At 34.8% G+C, this 16484-nt stretch carries 11 protein-coding genes; 4 read left to right on the forward strand and 7 right to left on the reverse strand.

Annotated elements, in window-relative coordinates:
- Positions 1-51 precede the first annotated feature (51 nt).
- The 5 genes from ppdK to ACFQ39_RS10525 all read right to left on the reverse strand — a co-directional run bounded on the left by ppdK (position 52) and on the right by ACFQ39_RS10525 (position 8998).
- A complete protein-coding gene (gene ppdK / locus ACFQ39_RS10505) occupies positions 52-2778 on the reverse strand; it encodes a pyruvate, phosphate dikinase (RefSeq protein WP_377178805.1) in 2727 nt (908 codons plus the stop codon).
- A gap of 122 nt (positions 2779-2900) precedes the next feature.
- The gene (locus ACFQ39_RS10510; RefSeq protein WP_377178807.1) at positions 2901-4223 is read right to left on the reverse strand and encodes a TolC family protein; all 1323 of its coding nucleotides are present in this window, start codon (positions 4221-4223) and stop codon (positions 2901-2903) included.
- Entirely contained in the window at positions 4210-7398 is a 3189-nt protein-coding gene (locus ACFQ39_RS10515) for an efflux RND transporter permease subunit (RefSeq protein WP_377178809.1), read from the reverse strand. Before ACFQ39_RS10515 ends, ACFQ39_RS10510 begins: the two co-directional genes overlap by 14 nt.
- Before the next feature lie 5 nt (positions 7399-7403).
- Complete coding sequence (locus tag ACFQ39_RS10520; protein WP_377178811.1) at positions 7404-8531, reverse strand: efflux RND transporter periplasmic adaptor subunit; 1128 nt, start codon at positions 8529-8531, stop codon at positions 7404-7406.
- Positions 8528-8998: a MarR family winged helix-turn-helix transcriptional regulator gene (locus tag ACFQ39_RS10525; protein ID WP_377178813.1), complete on the reverse strand. Its 471-nt coding sequence runs from the start codon at positions 8996-8998 to the stop codon at positions 8528-8530. The genes ACFQ39_RS10520 and ACFQ39_RS10525 overlap by 4 nt, the downstream gene beginning before the upstream one ends.
- Positions 8999-9187: 189 nt before the next feature.
- On the opposite strand from ACFQ39_RS10525, the gene ccsA reads away from it, so the two are divergent.
- The 3 genes from ccsA to ACFQ39_RS10540 all read left to right on the forward strand — a co-directional run bounded on the left by ccsA (position 9188) and on the right by ACFQ39_RS10540 (position 14118).
- Positions 9188-12379: a cytochrome c biogenesis protein CcsA gene (gene ccsA / locus ACFQ39_RS10530; protein WP_377178815.1), complete on the forward strand. Its 3192-nt coding sequence runs from the start codon at positions 9188-9190 to the stop codon at positions 12377-12379.
- Positions 12380-12480: 101 nt separating this feature from the next.
- Positions 12481-12969, forward strand: coding sequence for a glutathione peroxidase (locus ACFQ39_RS10535; RefSeq protein ID WP_377179992.1), 489 nt, complete (start codon positions 12481-12483; stop codon positions 12967-12969).
- Positions 12970-12972: 3 nt separating this feature from the next.
- Positions 12973-14118, forward strand: coding sequence for a trans-sulfuration enzyme family protein (locus ACFQ39_RS10540; RefSeq protein WP_377178817.1), 1146 nt, complete (start codon positions 12973-12975; stop codon positions 14116-14118).
- Here ACFQ39_RS10540 and ACFQ39_RS10545 read toward each other — a convergent pair.
- Positions 14115-15251: a cysteine desulfurase family protein gene (locus ACFQ39_RS10545; RefSeq protein ID WP_377178819.1), complete on the reverse strand. Its 1137-nt coding sequence runs from the start codon at positions 15249-15251 to the stop codon at positions 14115-14117. The two genes, ACFQ39_RS10540 and ACFQ39_RS10545, sit on opposite strands and share 4 nt — an antisense overlap.
- A gap of 81 nt (positions 15252-15332) precedes the next feature.
- Between ACFQ39_RS10545 and ACFQ39_RS10550 the strand changes: the two genes are divergently transcribed.
- The gene (locus ACFQ39_RS10550; protein ID WP_377178821.1) at positions 15333-15848 is read left to right on the forward strand and encodes a hypothetical protein; all 516 of its coding nucleotides are present in this window, start codon (positions 15333-15335) and stop codon (positions 15846-15848) included.
- Here the strand turns inward: ACFQ39_RS10550 and ACFQ39_RS10555 are convergent, their stop codons facing one another.
- Positions 15849-16385, reverse strand: coding sequence for a Smr/MutS family protein (locus ACFQ39_RS10555; protein WP_377178823.1), 537 nt, complete (start codon positions 16383-16385; stop codon positions 15849-15851).
- Between the last annotated feature and the right edge of the window lie 99 nt (positions 16386-16484).

A 16484-nucleotide genomic window follows, 5' to 3' on the forward strand; every position in this document is an offset into this window, starting at 1 on the left:
AAAGGGCAATTCCGAAGAAAAGCCCTTTTACCAACAAAAATCTAATACTAATCAGGAATTTAAAATCTCTGCTTGTGCTGATGCGATACGTGCGATAGGCACACGGTATGGCGAGCAACTCACATAGTTAAGTCCGTTTTTATAACAAAACGCCACAGATTGAGGTTCACCTCCGTGTTCACCACAAATCCCAACTTTTAAAGTTGTATTCGTTTTTCTTCCATTTTTTGTTGCGAGAGTAACCAATTGTCCAACTCCTTCTTGATCTAATACTTCAAAAGGATCATGTTTTAATATTCCTTTTTCGATATAAATTGGTAAGAATTTTCCAGCATCATCCCTTGAATATCCAAATGTCATTTGGGTAAGGTCATTTGTACCGAAAGAGAAGAATTCTGCACTTTCTGCAATAGATTCAGCCATTAACGCAGCTCTAGGTACTTCAATCATTGTGCCTACTTTAAAATCTATTGAATCATTTCTTTCTTGAAAAACTACAGCAGCTGTATCTCTAATTAATTTTTCCTGAGAAAGAAATTCAGCTTTAGTGCCGATAAGAGGAACCATAATTTCTGGATATGCCACGATACCTCTTTTCTTTAGATTCAATGCAGCTTCTATGATTGCTCTTGTTTGCATTTCTGTAATTTCAGGATAAGTTATCCCTAATCTACAACCACGATGCCCTAACATTGGGTTAAATTCCTCCAATTCGGCCACTTTAGCTTTAACGGCTTCTAAAGAAATATGCATTTCTTCTGCCAGTTCTTTTTGTTGTGCCAATTGGTGAGGAACAAACTCGTGTAGTGGTGGGTCTAGTAACCTTACGGTAACAGGTAGGCCTGCCATTGCTTCAAAGATTCCTTCAAAATCTTCTCTTTGCATAGGTAATAACATATCAAGCGCATGTTTGCGACCTTTTACGGTGCTGGCTAAGATCATTTCTCTCATCGCTTTGATTCTATCTACCTCAAAGAACATATGCTCAGTTCTGGTAAGACCGATACCGAGTGCACCAAAATTACGTGCTGCCAAGGCATCTTTAGGTGAATCTGCATTGGTACGCACTTTCATTTTAGAGAATTTTTCAGAAAGTTTCATTAGCTCGGCAAATTCACCTGTTAATTCTGGTTCCATCGTAGCCACTTTCCCTTCCATGATATTTCCTGTAGTACCATTAATTGAAATCCAGTCACCTTCGTGGTATTCTTTGCCATCTACAACGAGTGTGCGGGTTTTATAATTTATTTTTAAAGCACCTGCGCCAGAAACACAACATTTTCCCATACCTCTTGCAACAACTGCTGCGTGAGAAGTCATACCCCCTCTTGCAGTTAAAATACCTTTAGCTACATTCATTCCTTCCAAGTCTTCGGGAGAGGTCTCGATTCTAGTTAAAATTGTGTTTTTGAATTTGTTTGCTTCATCTGCAAAGAACACGATTTGACCAGTAGCGGCACCTGGTGATGCTGGCAAGCCTTGTGCGATAATATGTGATTTTTTTATCGCTTTAGGATCGAAAATTGGATGTAAAAGTTCATCTAATTTTAATGGCTCAATTCTCAAAAGCGCTTCTTTTTCATCAATGAGTTTTTCTTTGTAAAGATCCATGGCAATTTTCACCATTGCTGCACCAGTTCTTTTACCATTTCTTGTTTGAAGAATCCACAATTTACCTTCTTGAATGGTAAATTCCATGTCTTGCATATCGCGATAATGTCTTTCTAAAACTTCCTGATATCCATTTAATTCTTCATAAATAGAAGGCATTAATTCCTCTAATGAAGGGTAATTTGTTCTTCTATCATCTTCTTCTACTTTAGCCAATTCAGCCCAGCGTTGAGAACCAATTTTCGTGATTTGTTGTGGTGTTCTTACACCGGCCACCACATCTTCACCTTGCGCATTAATTAAATATTCTCCATTAAAAATATTCTCTCCTGTTCCCGCATCTCTTGTAAAACAAACACCTGTACCAGAACTATCGCCCATATTTCCAAATACCATAGCCTGAACATTCACTGCAGTTCCCCAATCGGCAGGATAACCATGCATGTTTCTGTAATAGACAGCGCGATCGCCATTCCAACTATTAAATACGGCCATCACTGCTCCCCAAAGTTGATCCCAAGGATCTGTTGGAAAATCAAAACCTTTTCTTTTCTTGACAACTGCTTTAAAGTCAAAAACCAGATCTTTAAGATCTTGAACAGTAAAATCTGTATCCAGATCTATACCTCTCTTTTCTTTTAAGTTCTCTATAATCTCTTCAAATGGATCGATGTCTTCTTTAGAATGAGGTTTCATACCTAAAACCACACCACCGTACATTTGAATGAACCTTCGGTATGAATCCCATGCAAAACGCTCATTATTCATTTTTATGGCAATTCCTTTAACCGCGTCGTCATTCATTCCTAAATTTAAAACGGTATCCATCATACCTGGCATAGAAACGCGTGCGCCAGAACGCACAGATAATAATAATGGGTTTTCGTTATCACCAAATTTGGCGCCCATAATACCTTCTATTGTTTCGATGGCGGATTCAACTTCTCCTTTGATCATTTCAATCACTGCATCCTGACCAACTAAATTGTATTCTGTACAAACTTCTGTAGTAATTGTAAAACCCGGTGGAACTGGTATTCCAATTGCACTCATTTCAGCTAAGTTAGCTCCTTTACCTCCCAAAAGGTTTTTCATTTTACTGTTCCCATCCGTCGTTTTATCTCCGAACTTATATACATGGGATTTTGTCTGATTTATCGTTTCCATGATCGTATAATTTTTGTTTTTTATTTTCGACCAAAGTTAGACAGATAGACCGCAGTTTTCTATGATTTATATCATAGATTCTGGTGTACGAAGGTTTCAGTAACAATTGTTACTTGAGATAGTTAATAAATGGCACCTAAAAGTTTTCCGCTTAGTTGCAGAACGGTAAGTTCAGCTATTTTAGCTGCGTATTTAGCACGGTTGTAATTGTTAATGGCATTAAGAAGGTTTACCTGAGCTAGTCTAAACTCTACTGATATAATTTGACCTAACTTAAACTGCTCTTCAGATCTGGAAAAATTTCTTTTATTGGTTTCAACATTTTTTTGTTCAGCTTGTAGAATAAAGAGTGCATTTTGATAGGTTTCCCAAGCATTGGCCATATTGCGTTCAAGCTCTTTTTCAATCTGCTCTTTTTGAACTAATGAATTCTCTGCAGCAATCTTGGCATTTTGAACAAGTACTTTTGTTCTACCACCATCAAAAATATTCCAGTTTAAAGATACTCCACCGCTAAAGCCGGTAACATTCTGTGATTTTAACGAAAATGCATTAAAAGTATCTGCATTAAAATGGTTGTTATTCCAATTTAAGCCTCCATTGGCAGCTACTGTCGGTAACCATCCTGAGCGGTTTATTTTAATATCTAAATCGCTAATGGCAACGCTTTTTTCTGCTTGCTGTAGAAGTACGTTTTTTTCTTTTGCAGAAGCCAATAGTTCATCATAATTAAGTGCAATTTCATAATTGACAATCGTATCTACCTCAAAAGGTGAATTTACATCTCTACCCATAATTAAATTGAGGTCTCTTTTGGTGTTTGCCAGTTGGCGTTCAATATCTAAATATGCAATGCTGTCATTATTGATATCCACTTCTGAATTGAGAACGTCTAATTGGGTATTCTGACCGAATTCGTATTTGTATTTTTCTCTCAGCAGTCTATCTTTTGAGATCTCAAGCGATTTAAATTGATTCACTTTATTTTCTGTTAACCTTGCTACTTCATAATAGGAGGTAAGTAAACCAAGTAAGGTTAATTCTATAACCTGTTGCGCTTGAATTTCACTTAAATTATAGAGTTCCTGAAATCGTTTATAGTTATATTTTCTTCCTAGGCCGTTAAATAATAAATAGCCTACGCCAACATTTGCATTATAATTGTTGACTTGCGTTTTATTTTCTAAAAAATTACCATCTTGATAGGAAATTTCATTTTTATTGTCTGAATATCCTGCTGACGTACTCGCATCTAAAGTAGGTAGAAAACCACTGTTGTATATACTGGCATTGTTTTCGGCAATCTTAACATTGTTATTACTTACTTGGATGTCATAGTTATTTTCAAGTGTAATTTCTACGGCCTTATTCTTGCTTAGATTTTCTTGTGCAAAAATTAGGTTTGCGATGAGCAATGTAAAAAGGAATATACTATACTTCTTCATTTTCTGAACTTAATTCTTTAATAGCTCTTGTAACTTCTTCTTTCGTTGGTTTTACACCGGTGATTAACCATTTAAAATAAACGGTGATATTGTTAGATAACGACAGCATTAAGGGCAACATTAATAAGGTTAAAAAGGTAGCCACGATAATTCCATAGGATATAGATATTGCCATAGGCTTCAAAAACTGGGCCTGTCTACTTCTTTCTAAAAGCAGTGGTGCTAAACCAGCTACTGTAGTAACAGATGTTAAAAAAATGGCCCTAAACCTGGAAACACCCGCTTGGACTAGTGCCTCATCAAATTTTAAGCCTTCTTTAAGGTTGGAGTTAAACTTACCAACCAACACAAGACCGTCATTTACCATTATTCCAATTAAAGCGATGATGCCGAGCCAAGACAATATATTTATAGGAAAACCATGAAAATAATGCCCTGCAACGACTCCGATTAAACTAAAGGGAACCATGAGTATGAGCATTAAAGGTTGACTAAATGATCTAAAAGTAAATGCGATCACGATATAAATTAAAATAATGATAATTAAACCAACAGAACTCGCAGATTTCTGAGTTTTTAATGCTTCACGATTCTGGCCCTCATAACTTGTGCTTACCGTTGGATATTTTGAAAGAATATCAGCTATTACTGTTTCCTTCATTTCTTCTAAAATTTCAGTCGCACTATCTTTAGGAGACTGTAAATCTGCGGTTATTTGAATTTCTCTTTGACCATCTAAATGATTAATAGCCACTTCTCCTCTCGCAATAGTGTAGGTAGCAATTTCTCTAAAAGGAACTTTGTTCCCAGATGGAGTATTGATCCACATATCATCTAAATTTTTGATGGACGACCTGTTTTCTTTATCATATCGCACCCATACTTTAATTTCGTCTTGCCCTCTTTGGAATCTTTGAGCCTGAAATCCAAAAAAGCCATAGCGTACCTGACTCATGACAGACTGAAGCGTAAGACCTAAAATTTGCGCTTTATCTTTTAATTTAATTTCAATTTCTTTGATTCCATCAGGATCATTGTCCGAAACATCTTTCAGTACCGGATTGGCTTCCATAGCTCTTTTGAGTTCAGTTTTAGCAGCTTTCAATTCATCTATATTATTTCCTAAGAAAGCAACTGCAATCGGATTACCTCCAAAATTAGAACCTGAACCAAAAGTGAGTGATTCTACCCCATAAACTTTACCAACAGTATCACGAATGGCATTTGTAATATCTAAAGAGGGAAAATCACGCAATTCACCGGGTAATAGATTGACTGTCAATCTAGCCGTATTTGTACCTGGTCCGATTCTTTTAATTACATTTTGAACTACAGGCTGATTATCTGTTTGTCTTTCTGTGAAATCGATATTCACTAACCATACTTTTTCTTCAATTTCCGATATGATAGAATCGGTAATTTTTTCATTTGTACCTTGTGGCATAGTTAGATTTATACTAATTACATCACTCGCAATATTTGGGAAAAAGGCGGTTTTAACTATACCACTATTAATACTTCCGAATGCCACCATCAACAATGCTGTAGGAATTGCAAAGCCCAAAAACTTATGCTTTATAAAAAAGCGGATATAAGGTTCGTACATTTTGTCTCTAATAAAAAACAAAAATTGCTCTGCTTTTTGATTGATTTTGTAGAGACCAGTTGCTATTTTTGATGATCTTCTCTCATCCTCTTCCTCATTTCTGTGCAAGGCTTTAGAATGTGCTAAATGCGCAGGTAGAATTATCAATGCCTCAACAAGTGATATTATTAAAGTTAGAATTACCACAGCCGAAACTTCAGCGAAAAATTCTCCTAATCTACCATCTAAAAAGAAAAAAGTAGAAAAAGCAATGATCGTGGTAAGAATGGCAGAAACAATTGGAGGTATTACTTCCATGGTACCATCTATGGCTGCTCTAATTGGCGATTTGCCGTTTTCATAATGCTGATAAATATTTTCGCCAATAACAATTCCGTCATCTACCAGAATACCAATAACGATAATCATTCCAAAAAGAGACAATACATTAATAGTAATGTCTAACATTGGAGCAAAAATAAACATCCCAAAAAAAGAAATGGGCAAGCCTACTGCCACCCAAAAAGCAAGTCGAATGTTTAGAAATAGAGAAAGAAAAAGTAAAACTAATAAAATTCCGGCGATGGCATTTTTAACTAATAATTCTGTTCTTTGATTTAGTGTAATTGATCTGTCATCTACGATATTCAAAGTTAAATTATCGTGCTTCGTATTAAAATCTGCAATATATGCCTTAATTAAATCTGCAGACTTGAGAAGGTCTTCATTATTTGTATTACTTATACCTATTTCTATAGCAATTTCATCATTAAAATATAGCCTGTCTGGAGTTTCATTCCAAATATCCCTGACTTCTGCGACATCTTTTAACCGTATGATATTTCCGTTTGGATTTGCTCGCACAATGATATCATTAAGATCATCACCAAAATAATTTCTATTTCGAGCACGTATTAAGAAATCCTCTTCCTCAGTTTTTATATTACCACCGGTAATCAATAAGTTCGTCTGGCTCACTGCCGCAGCAACTTCAGTGAAAGAAAGGTCATAGGCTCTTAAATCATTTTCACGAAGAGCAATTTCTATTTCTTCAGCAGGAAAGCCCGTTAATTCGATTTGAGAAATACCTTCCATACGGCGAAGGTCCTTTTCAATCTCTCTCGCATATTGTTTAAGGGTTTTTAAAGGAATATTTTCTCCGTTTAGGGTAAAGCTAATGGTTTGCCTGGTATTTTCGATTTTTGCGATAACCGGTGGTTCCATACCCGAAGGGAAGGAGGGTACTCGATCAACCGCATTTTTCACATCGGCCAAAACAACATCAATATTTTTACCTTTTACAATTTCTACGTTGATGTTTGCCGAATTTTCTCTGGAAACAGATGTCACACGATCTATTCCAACTATTCCCTTTAAGTTATCTTCAATTTTCAGCACTACTCCCTCTTCCATTTCTTGAGGGGAAGCTCCCGGATAGTTTAATAAGATTGAAATATTTCTAGATTCTGTCAGCGGAAAAAAAGATGATTTCATTGCCAGCACCCCGATAATTCCAAAAATAACAAACGCGAGCATGAAAATATTTACGGCGGCGTCATATTTAATAAAATATGTGATAATTTTTTTCACAGTTCTTAATTATTAGGGTTAGTTGTATCTCCAATTACCTTCACAACCATTCCATCATAAGCCCCTGGAACAGGTTTTGCCAAAATCTTCATGCCGTTCTCTAAACCTTTTACTACTGCCGTTTGATCACTGAAATAAACTGTTTGCACTGGAGTTAAAATTAAAATGGTATCTCTAACCTGATAAATATTTTCGTTATTAACCAAAAGTTTTCTTGAAATTTCGAAAGCATTTTGCTCTGTTTTCGCCTGAAGATCAGCTTCCAAATACATGCCTTCTCTGAGCCCATCTCCGGCTACCTGAATAAAAACTTTTAAAGTTTGTGAGGCTTGATCTATTTTACCATTGATACGAATAACTTTTCCTTCCCAGGTTTTGGTTTTTTCAAGATCGTGCAGTTCAACTGTTTTTCCAATTTGTAAGAGTTCCTTATAATTTGCATTTATGGCTATTTCCATTTCGTAGTTAGAAGGATCAATAAACTCTCCCAATTTTTGACCCTGTCGAATTAAAGTTCCCTGGTTCACTAAAGCTTCAGTTAATACACCGTTAAACGGGGCTCTAAGGGCATACTTTTCTAACCTGACTTCGAGGTTCTTGACATTATAAAAGGTAGTGTAAATATTCCTACCTGAAATAAAAAACTTCTCCTTATCAGAACTTGTTTCGGGTAGGGCAGGAGTGGTTTTATTAAAATCGAATTCATTTAAATACTTTTCCCATTTTTGGTATTCGTTGGGATAGTCTAATCTAATGTCAGGCATGATAGATGCTATAGAATTAAATAAATTACTTTTTTGTGCCTGTAAATTGGCCAGATGCTCTTGATTGTCTATTTTAAGAATAGTTTCTCCTTTGTTATAAGAAGTTCCCGGTTTAAATTCCTTATTTAAGGGTACAAGCACACCTTGAACTTCTGAGTACAATTCAATTTTATTTTTAGCCACAATATTTCCACTTGCTGATATTTGAATTGCAACATCCTTGTTTTCAACAGATTGTACAAAAACAGAATTTACATTAGTTTTGGGTGGCAAAACCTTTTTCTGATTACTTAAAATCATGTATTTTACTCCAAAATAGGTCAGGATTAGAAGTAGAATTCCCAGAATTATGCTAATACTCTTTCTCATAAGTTTATTTCGTTAATCTTGTTTTGTGCGTTTTCTTTTATTTTTTTCAAAACAGAAATTGTTTGCTCTATTTCTTCGGATGATACTCCATTTATTAACTCCTCAATGACCTGGGTAAATAATGGCAATGATTTCTGAAACATGGCTTCACCTTTATCTGTGTAATAAATATGATTAACCCGGTTGTCTTTTCTACAATTTGTTCTGCAGACTAAACCCTTTTTCTCCATCGTCGTAATTAAGCGCGTAAGCGAGGTTTTTGATCTGTCCGTTATAAATGCCAAATCATTTTGAGCCTGACCATTTTTTTCATGCAAATATTTTAGCACCAACCATTGCTCTTTGCTAAGGTCAATGCCATTTGTCTGAAAATGATCCATGATACAAATTCCTATAAATTTGCTAGTCTTACCTAAAATAGGTACAATAGAAGTGTTCAAATCAACTATTTTTAATTGGACAGACATACATGGTAATGGTTTAAAATGAATTTAAAATTGAGGTGTAAAAGTAGTGTTTTATAATAATAGTTGCATATGCAACTATTATTATTTTTAAAAAATGAATAAAAGTCCTTGGACTACTATTTTTATTTTTAGCTTAGTCGCTAATTTTTAATTTTCGTATTTTTGCGAAATTATTGCTAGAAAAAATTCATGAAAAAATTACTCGATTTTTTGTTCTCAACTAAACTTACCGGACTACTATTTTTGTTATATGCTGCATCCATGGCGATTGCTACCTTTATCGAAAATGATTTTGGTACCCAAACCGCTAAAGCACTAGTTTACAATTCATGGTGGTTTGAATTAATATTACTTTTCTTCCTGATCAATTTTATAGGAAATGTTAAAAAATACCAGCTGTATAAAAAGGGAAAAAGGGTAACTTTTTTATTTCACATAGCCTTTGTCTTTATCATTTTTGGTGCCGCCATTACAAGATATTACAGTTTTGAAGGCGTGATGCCAATATACGAAGGCGAAACGACAGATCTCATGTTGTCTGATAAGGCTTTTGTTTCTCTTTATTTAAATGATGGAAAAGAAGAGAAAACACCAGTTTCAGAAGATTTTTTATTTGCAAATTTGAGTGAAGAAGATAAAAGCTTTACAGGACGTATGGCTAAGTTCTTTAATTTCCTAAGAGGTGGGAATCACTTTTTGATGGAGACCGACTTTAAAGGAAAACCGGTTTCAGTTGAGTATGTTAGTTATATCGCAAATGCAAAAGAGGTTTTTGTAAATGACCCTAATGGTGATGTTTATTTAAAAGTTGTTGAATCTGGAGGTGGCGGCCGACATGAACATTTACTTAAAAAAGGCGAGGTGGTCAATGTACATAATACCCTTTTTTCTTTTGATAAGCCTACGGCAGGAGCATTTAATTTTGTGACGGTAAATGATTCTTTAAAAATTAATCCTCCCGCAGAAGGAAATTATATGGTGATGGCTACCCAACAGCAAGGTGTGGTTGTAGCAGATTCACTTCAACATTTTAACTTGCGAGCGCTTTATATGTTTAACGGAACCCAATTTGTTGTTCCTGAAGGTGCTGTAAATGGAAAAATGGAATTACAGGCAGGTGATAAAGATGCTAATCCAGCCGATATGCTAGAAGTATTGGTAAAGACTGATAAGGAAGAAAAGTTGGTGAAGTTGAGTGGAAGTGCATTGAGTATTAATTCTCCTGTAAAATTTGAGATGGATGGCTTAAATTTTAGATTGGCTTATGGCTCGGTACAATGGAAGGTTCCATTTCAGGTAAAATTAAGGGATTTTCAATTGGATAGATATCCAGGTTCTATGAGTCCGAAATCATATGCAAGCGAAGTTACAGTGATAGATAAGGATAAAACGTTTGATTACAGAATCTTTATGAACCATATATTGGATTATAAAGGTTACAGGTTTTTTCAAGCGAGCTACAATGACAAGGGAGAAGTTGAACAAACATTTCTCTCTGTAAATCACGATCAATTAGGTACTTATACTACATATTTTGGATACCTGCTTTTATTCTTTGCCCTTACATTATCCTTATTTACCAAAGAATCTAGATTTTCATTTTTAGAGAATAAGTTGAAGAAAATTAAGGCAAAAAAAGAATTACTTACGCTCTTCTTGGTAGCAGCTTCGTTCTTAGGTTTTTCGCAAAATACAGAAGAGCATAATCACAACAATTATTACAAAACAATTGATTCAATTTTGAATCAGCAAGCCATAGATCCCGTTCATGCCAGAGAATTTGGTTCGTTGGTAATTCAGGATGACGGAGGAAGAATGAAACCCGTAAATACATTTGCCTCAGAGTTATTGAGAAAGGTGAGTAAAAAGGATAATTATGGAGATATGGATGCCAATCAGGTATTGGTTTCTATGATCATTAATCCTCGAGCTTGGTATTTTGTTCCTTTTATTTATATCAAAAAAGACAATACGAAACTGAGAGATCTTATTGGTATTCCTCATGATCAAAAATATGCGCGCTTTTCTGACTTTTTTACAGAAGAAGGAAATTATAAACTAAAAGATGAGGTTGCTGCAGCGCACAAGAAAAAAATTAAAACTAAATATGAAGAAAGCCTGTTAAATGTTGATGGCAGAGCTAACTTATTATTTGGTGCGCTTGGGGGTGGTATTTTTAAATTTTTCCCATTGCCAAACGATAAAAATAATAAATGGTATTCTTATCCCGAGGTCAGTTTTGCTGGATTTAAAGGGGAAGATTCTTTATTTGTGAGTAAAATAGTTCCTTTATACGCAGGTGCATTGCAAGAATCTTTTAAAACCGGTGATTACACGACACCTAATCAGTATTTAGACAGTATGCATAAGTACCAACAAAAATTTGGGTCAGAAGTAATTCCGTCTGAAAGAAAAATCGAACTTGAGCTTTTTTACAATGAACATGATATTTTTAAGGGTTTGTTTTGGAAATATATGCTCGCGAGTTTGGTTTTATTTATTTTGGTTATCGTTCATATTTTTAAAGACAACAAATTGTTGCGCCTTTTGATAAAAATTAGCTCCATTGCCATCTTACTATTATTTCTTTATCATACCGCAGGTTTGGCGATAAGATGGTATATCTCGGGACATGCGCCATGGAGTAACGGATATGAATCGATGATTTATGTGGCATGGGCAACCATGTTCTTCGGATTTGCATTTGGTAGAAAATCACCTTTAACTCTGGCGTCTACTACATTTGTGACTTCCATGTTATTAATGGTGGCTCATTGGAATTGGATGGATCCTTCTATTGGAAATTTAGTTCCTGTTTTAGATTCTTATTGGTTAATGGTGCATGTTGCTATTATTGTCGCCAGTTATGGACCATTTACAATAAGTATGATTTTAGGTTTACTGGCATTGTTACTCTACGTTTTTACCAATTCAAATAATAAGAAGAAAATAAAATTAGCTATTGATGAGATTACGGTTATTAATGAAATGTCTTTAACCATCGGTTTGGTCATGTTAACCATCGGAAATTTTCTCGGTGGAATGTGGGCCAATGAAAGTTGGGGTAGATATTGGGGCTGGGATCCAAAAGAGACTTGGGCCTTGATCAGTATTATGATCTATTCATTTATATTACACATGCGATTAATTCCGGGCTTGAAAAGTAAATATACCTTCAATTTGATGGCGGTTTTTGGATTTGCCTCTATTTTAATGACCTATTTAGGGGTAAATCATCTACTATCCGGTTTACACTCTTATGCAGCAGGTGAATCTGCACCAATTCCAAATGAAATATGGGGTTGGTTAATTTTCTCTTCAATTATCAGTATTTTTGCATTTCTTAAATTCAAGAAATATTATAAAAAAATAAAACCATGAAAAACCTAATTATTATTGCCTTCTTAATTTTCTTTACGGCTTGTAAAAAAGAAGCTCAAAAAGAAACAGTTGAAATATCTTCAAACACTAAAACAGAACAAATGCAACAAAGTATTTATGATTTTAAAGTCACAGATCTCTATGGTAAAGAATTCGATTTTTCTTCGTTAAAAGGGAAAAAAGTAATGATTGTAAATACAGCTTCAGAATGTGGTTTAACGCCGCAGTATGAAAATTTGCAGTCTTTGTATGAGCAAAATAAAAATAACAACTTCGTAATTGTTGGTTTTCCGGCAAATAATTTTGGAGGACAAGAACCCGGTTCTAACGCGGAGATTGCAGAATTCTGTAAAATGAATTATGGTGTTTCGTTCCCTATGATGTCAAAAATTTCGGTAAAGGGAGAAGACATGCACCCCATTTATACTTATTTGACTCAAAAATCTAAAAATGGATTAGAAGATTCAGAGGTGGCTTGGAATTTTCAAAAATATTTGATTGATGAAAATGGTAAATTGGTAAGGGTAGTTTCTCCAAAAACTTTACCAACAGATGAAACCATAGTAGCATGGATTAACCAAAAATCCTAAAAAATGACAACAAAAGGAAAGAATTCGCTATGTATTCATGAAGGTGAGATAAAAGACACGCAATTCGGTGGAGCAGTTTCTCCTATTTTCATGGCGAGTTCTTATCCTTTTTTAGATGTTGATCAGAACAGATATCCAAGAAATTTTAACACGCCAAATCAAGAAGTGGTTGCAAAGAAAGTTGCTGCTTTAGAAAATGCAGAGGCAGGACTATCTTTTGGTTCGGGGATGGCGGCAATAGCAACGGCGCTTTTGGCTTTTCTAAAGGCGGGAGATCATGCTATTTTTCCCAATGCTATTTACGGAGGTACTTATAATTTTGTTGTCAAGGAATTTCCTCAGTATGGAATTGAATATGATTTCACAGATGGCGTAGCACCTTCAGATTTTGAGGCAAAAATTAAAAAGAATACAAAGGTAATCTACCTGGAAACACCCTCTAATCCGTTACTGACGATTACAGATATTAAAAGTGTTGCAACTTTAGCGAAAAATAAGGGTTTGATTACGATGATTGATAATACTTTCGCTTCACCCTTCAATCAAACACCAATAGATTTAGGTATAGATATCGTGATGCATAGTGCTACTAAATATTTAGGTGGACACAGCGATATTTTAGCAGGAGTAGTGGTTGGAACAATGGATCATATCCAAAAAGTAAAGTTAAAGGGAATCAATTTTGGAGGCAATTTAAGTGATTTCATGGCTTATTTGTTAGAAAGAAGTATCAAAACTTTGGCGGTAAGGGTGAAAAGGCACAATGAAAACGCTCAAATTTTAGCAGCATATTTAGAAAAGAAATCGGAGATAAAAAAGGTCTATTATCCTGGGCTTAAGTCGCATACAGGCCATGAAATTGCCAAGGAACAAATGCATGGCTTCGGTGGCATGATGTCTTTTGAATTAGATGATAATTTAGATGCTGTTGCCTTTCAAAAAGCGCTAAATATGATCAAACCTTCGTTGAGTTTGGCAGGTGTTGAATCTACTATTTTATTACCCACTTTAACCTCACATAGTTTAATGTCTCAAGAGGATAGAAAAAAGACAGGAATAAACGATCATTTATTACGGTTTTCTGTGGGAATAGAAGATGTTGAAGATATTAAAGGGGACTTAGATCAAGCTATAAAATCCATTTCCTAATCTTTTATCAGTTCTTTTAATATCATAATTAGACAATCTATTTCTTCTTTTGTATTTAGCGTACTAAAAGAAAATCGAACACTTGTTTTTTTCTGTTCTTGCTCATTTAGAACATTTTGTAAAACGTGAGAGCCTTTATTACTTCCACTCTGACAAGCACTCCCACCAGAAGCTGCGATTCCTTTTAAATCCAACTGAAAAAGTAACATTGGAATTGATTTGGGAAATCTAACGTTCAAAATATGTGGAGCACTGATATCAATTGCTGCACTTGTACCGTTAAATTGAATATTTTTAAAATTATTTCTAAGTTCTTCAATAAAATAGGACTTTAATTCCTTTAACTTGAACATGTCACTTTCCAAATTCTCTGTAGCGAGTTGTAAAGCTTTTTCCATACCTAATATACCTGGTAAATTCTCAGTTCCTGCTCTTACAGCTCTTTCCTGTTCTCCACCAATAAGGTGAGCTTGTATCGGAATTCCTTTTTGAATATAGGCAAATCCAACGCCTTTTGGACCATGAAATTTATGTGCGCTTGCAGCGATAAAATGTACGCCCGTTTCTTTTAAATTTAAGGGTAAATGACCGATTCCTTGTACTGTGTCTGAGTGAAAGTAGGCACCATACTTCTTGCAAAGTAAAGCTAATTGCTTCAAGTCGATGGTATTTCCTATCTCGTTATTGACCCACATCAAACTAACCAAAGTTGGCTTTCCATCTGTCAAAAGATTTTCTAAATCTTGCAAATTGGGTGAACCATCCTCTAAAAGCTTTACATAACAAACTTCAATATGATCTGAAAACACCAGTCGATCTATCGTATGCAAAACTGCATGGTGCTCTATTAACGACGTGATAATCCTTTTTACACCTAAATTTCTGACACTATTAAAAAGTATTAGATTATCGGCCTCAGTACCACCACCAGTAAAGTAAATTTCCGAGGGATCACAATGCAGGTATTTAGCAATATTTTTCCTTGCAGATTCTAATAAAGCTTTCGCCTTTCTCCCATATTGATGCGTTGAAGAAGGGTTGCCAAAATTATTCATATGGGTTTCGGTCATAATATCAACAACCTCTTTTTTAAGTGGTGTTGTCGCCGCATTGTCTAGATAAATACTTTGCATGAGGTAAAAGTAATTATTTTGTAGGAATCATAAATTTGTAATCCCGTGAAATGGCCTATTTTTGTTTTTCAAATTACAAACATGAAAAAAGCATTTTTAATTTTTATACTAACATTATCATTTTTTGGCTGCGATGATGGTGATATAAATCAATCAAGTTTTGAGTTTGCCGAAAAAGTAAATGTTTGTGGAGAATACACATTATACAGATTGAGTGAAAATGGCGCGAGAGAGGCACTTATAGTTACCCTCACAGGTGCTCAAATAAAAAATTCTGAAGAACCGGTTGCACCTGTGAATGTTTCTGTCAATGGACCTTATACCGTGACAGACCGTGTTTTTGCTGATGAGGTGACATCTTCCTATTTTTGCCAGGTTCTCCCTCCAATTGAACCCAAAGTTAAAAAAGACTGGCGTGGTGTTTCAGGAACGATTTTCGTTCAGAATAATGCTTTATATGGTAATGACGGGGTTACAGTTGTTGGATATGAGCATATTATTGTTTTAAACGATGTCTTACTTGAAAGTGGCAATGAAACATTGGTTTTTAACGATGCTTATTTGTTTGGAACTTTTCAATCAACAGTTAGTCCCTAATTATTTTATGAAAAAAATCTCTGTTGCACCTTCACCATATTGAGCGTAGGAAGCTTCATTTATTTCTACTGGGTAATTTTTCAATACTCTTAATAATTCATACTTTAGAACACCTGTGCCTACTCCATGGATAAAAACAATTCTTTTGATGTTTTTTCTTAAAGCAAATTCTATTTTATATTTAGCAAAGTCGAGTTGTTTTTCTAAAATTTGATAATTATCTAATTGTCTGTATGTCTCTATTATCTTTTCAATATGCAGATCAACCTCAAGCGAGGGTGTTTTTTTTAACATTTTTCGACTAACAGGCGTCTTCTTTTTCACTTCTACTTTATCGACCCTAAATTTGTGTTCCTCTTGAAATAACAATTGCTCAGGTAAATTTTTCTTCTGAACTAATTCATTAATAGAATAGGTGTAAACAAAATCATCCGTACACCTGAAACTGATTTGATCTTCCTTTATTTCGATGATTTTACCCGATAAGTCCTCATCGACAACCGAAACTAAATCACCAATGTTAAATTGATTTTTCATACTTCAAAAATACAACAGCATTATAAAAATCTGATATTTTTTTTATCTTTAAACAACTTATATAAAACAATGGGATTTATATCATTTTTAGAAGAAAAC

It is taken from the genome of Namhaeicola litoreus, from assembly GCF_042679565.1.
GTDB classification, from domain to species: Bacteria; Bacteroidota; Bacteroidia; order Flavobacteriales; family Flavobacteriaceae; genus Namhaeicola; species Namhaeicola litoreus.

Excerpts from the sequence above, each read along its gene's own strand:
- ACFQ39_RS10535 (WP_377179992.1), top strand. The coding sequence starts at position 12,481 with ATGCAACAAAGTATTTATGATTTTAAAGTCACAGATCTCTATGGTAAA.
- ACFQ39_RS10525 (WP_377178813.1), bottom strand. The coding sequence starts at position 8,998 with ATGTCTGTCCAATTAAAAATAGTTGATTTGAACACTTCTATTGTACCT.
- ACFQ39_RS10520 (WP_377178811.1), bottom strand. The coding sequence starts at position 8,531 with ATGAGAAAGAGTATTAGCATAATTCTGGGAATTCTACTTCTAATCCTG.
- ppdK (WP_377178805.1), bottom strand. The coding sequence starts at position 2,778 with ATGGAAACGATAAATCAGACAAAATCCCATGTATATAAGTTCGGAGAT.
- ACFQ39_RS10540 (WP_377178817.1), top strand. The coding sequence starts at position 12,973 with ATGACAACAAAAGGAAAGAATTCGCTATGTATTCATGAAGGTGAGATA.
- ccsA (WP_377178815.1), top strand. The coding sequence starts at position 9,188 with ATGAAAAAATTACTCGATTTTTTGTTCTCAACTAAACTTACCGGACTA.
- ACFQ39_RS10510 (WP_377178807.1), bottom strand. The coding sequence starts at position 4,223 with ATGAAGAAGTATAGTATATTCCTTTTTACATTGCTCATCGCAAACCTA.
- ACFQ39_RS10545 (WP_377178819.1), bottom strand. The coding sequence starts at position 15,251 with ATGCAAAGTATTTATCTAGACAATGCGGCGACAACACCACTTAAAAAA.
- ACFQ39_RS10555 (WP_377178823.1), bottom strand. The coding sequence starts at position 16,385 with ATGAAAAATCAATTTAACATTGGTGATTTAGTTTCGGTTGTCGATGAG.
- ACFQ39_RS10550 (WP_377178821.1), top strand. The coding sequence starts at position 15,333 with ATGAAAAAAGCATTTTTAATTTTTATACTAACATTATCATTTTTTGGC.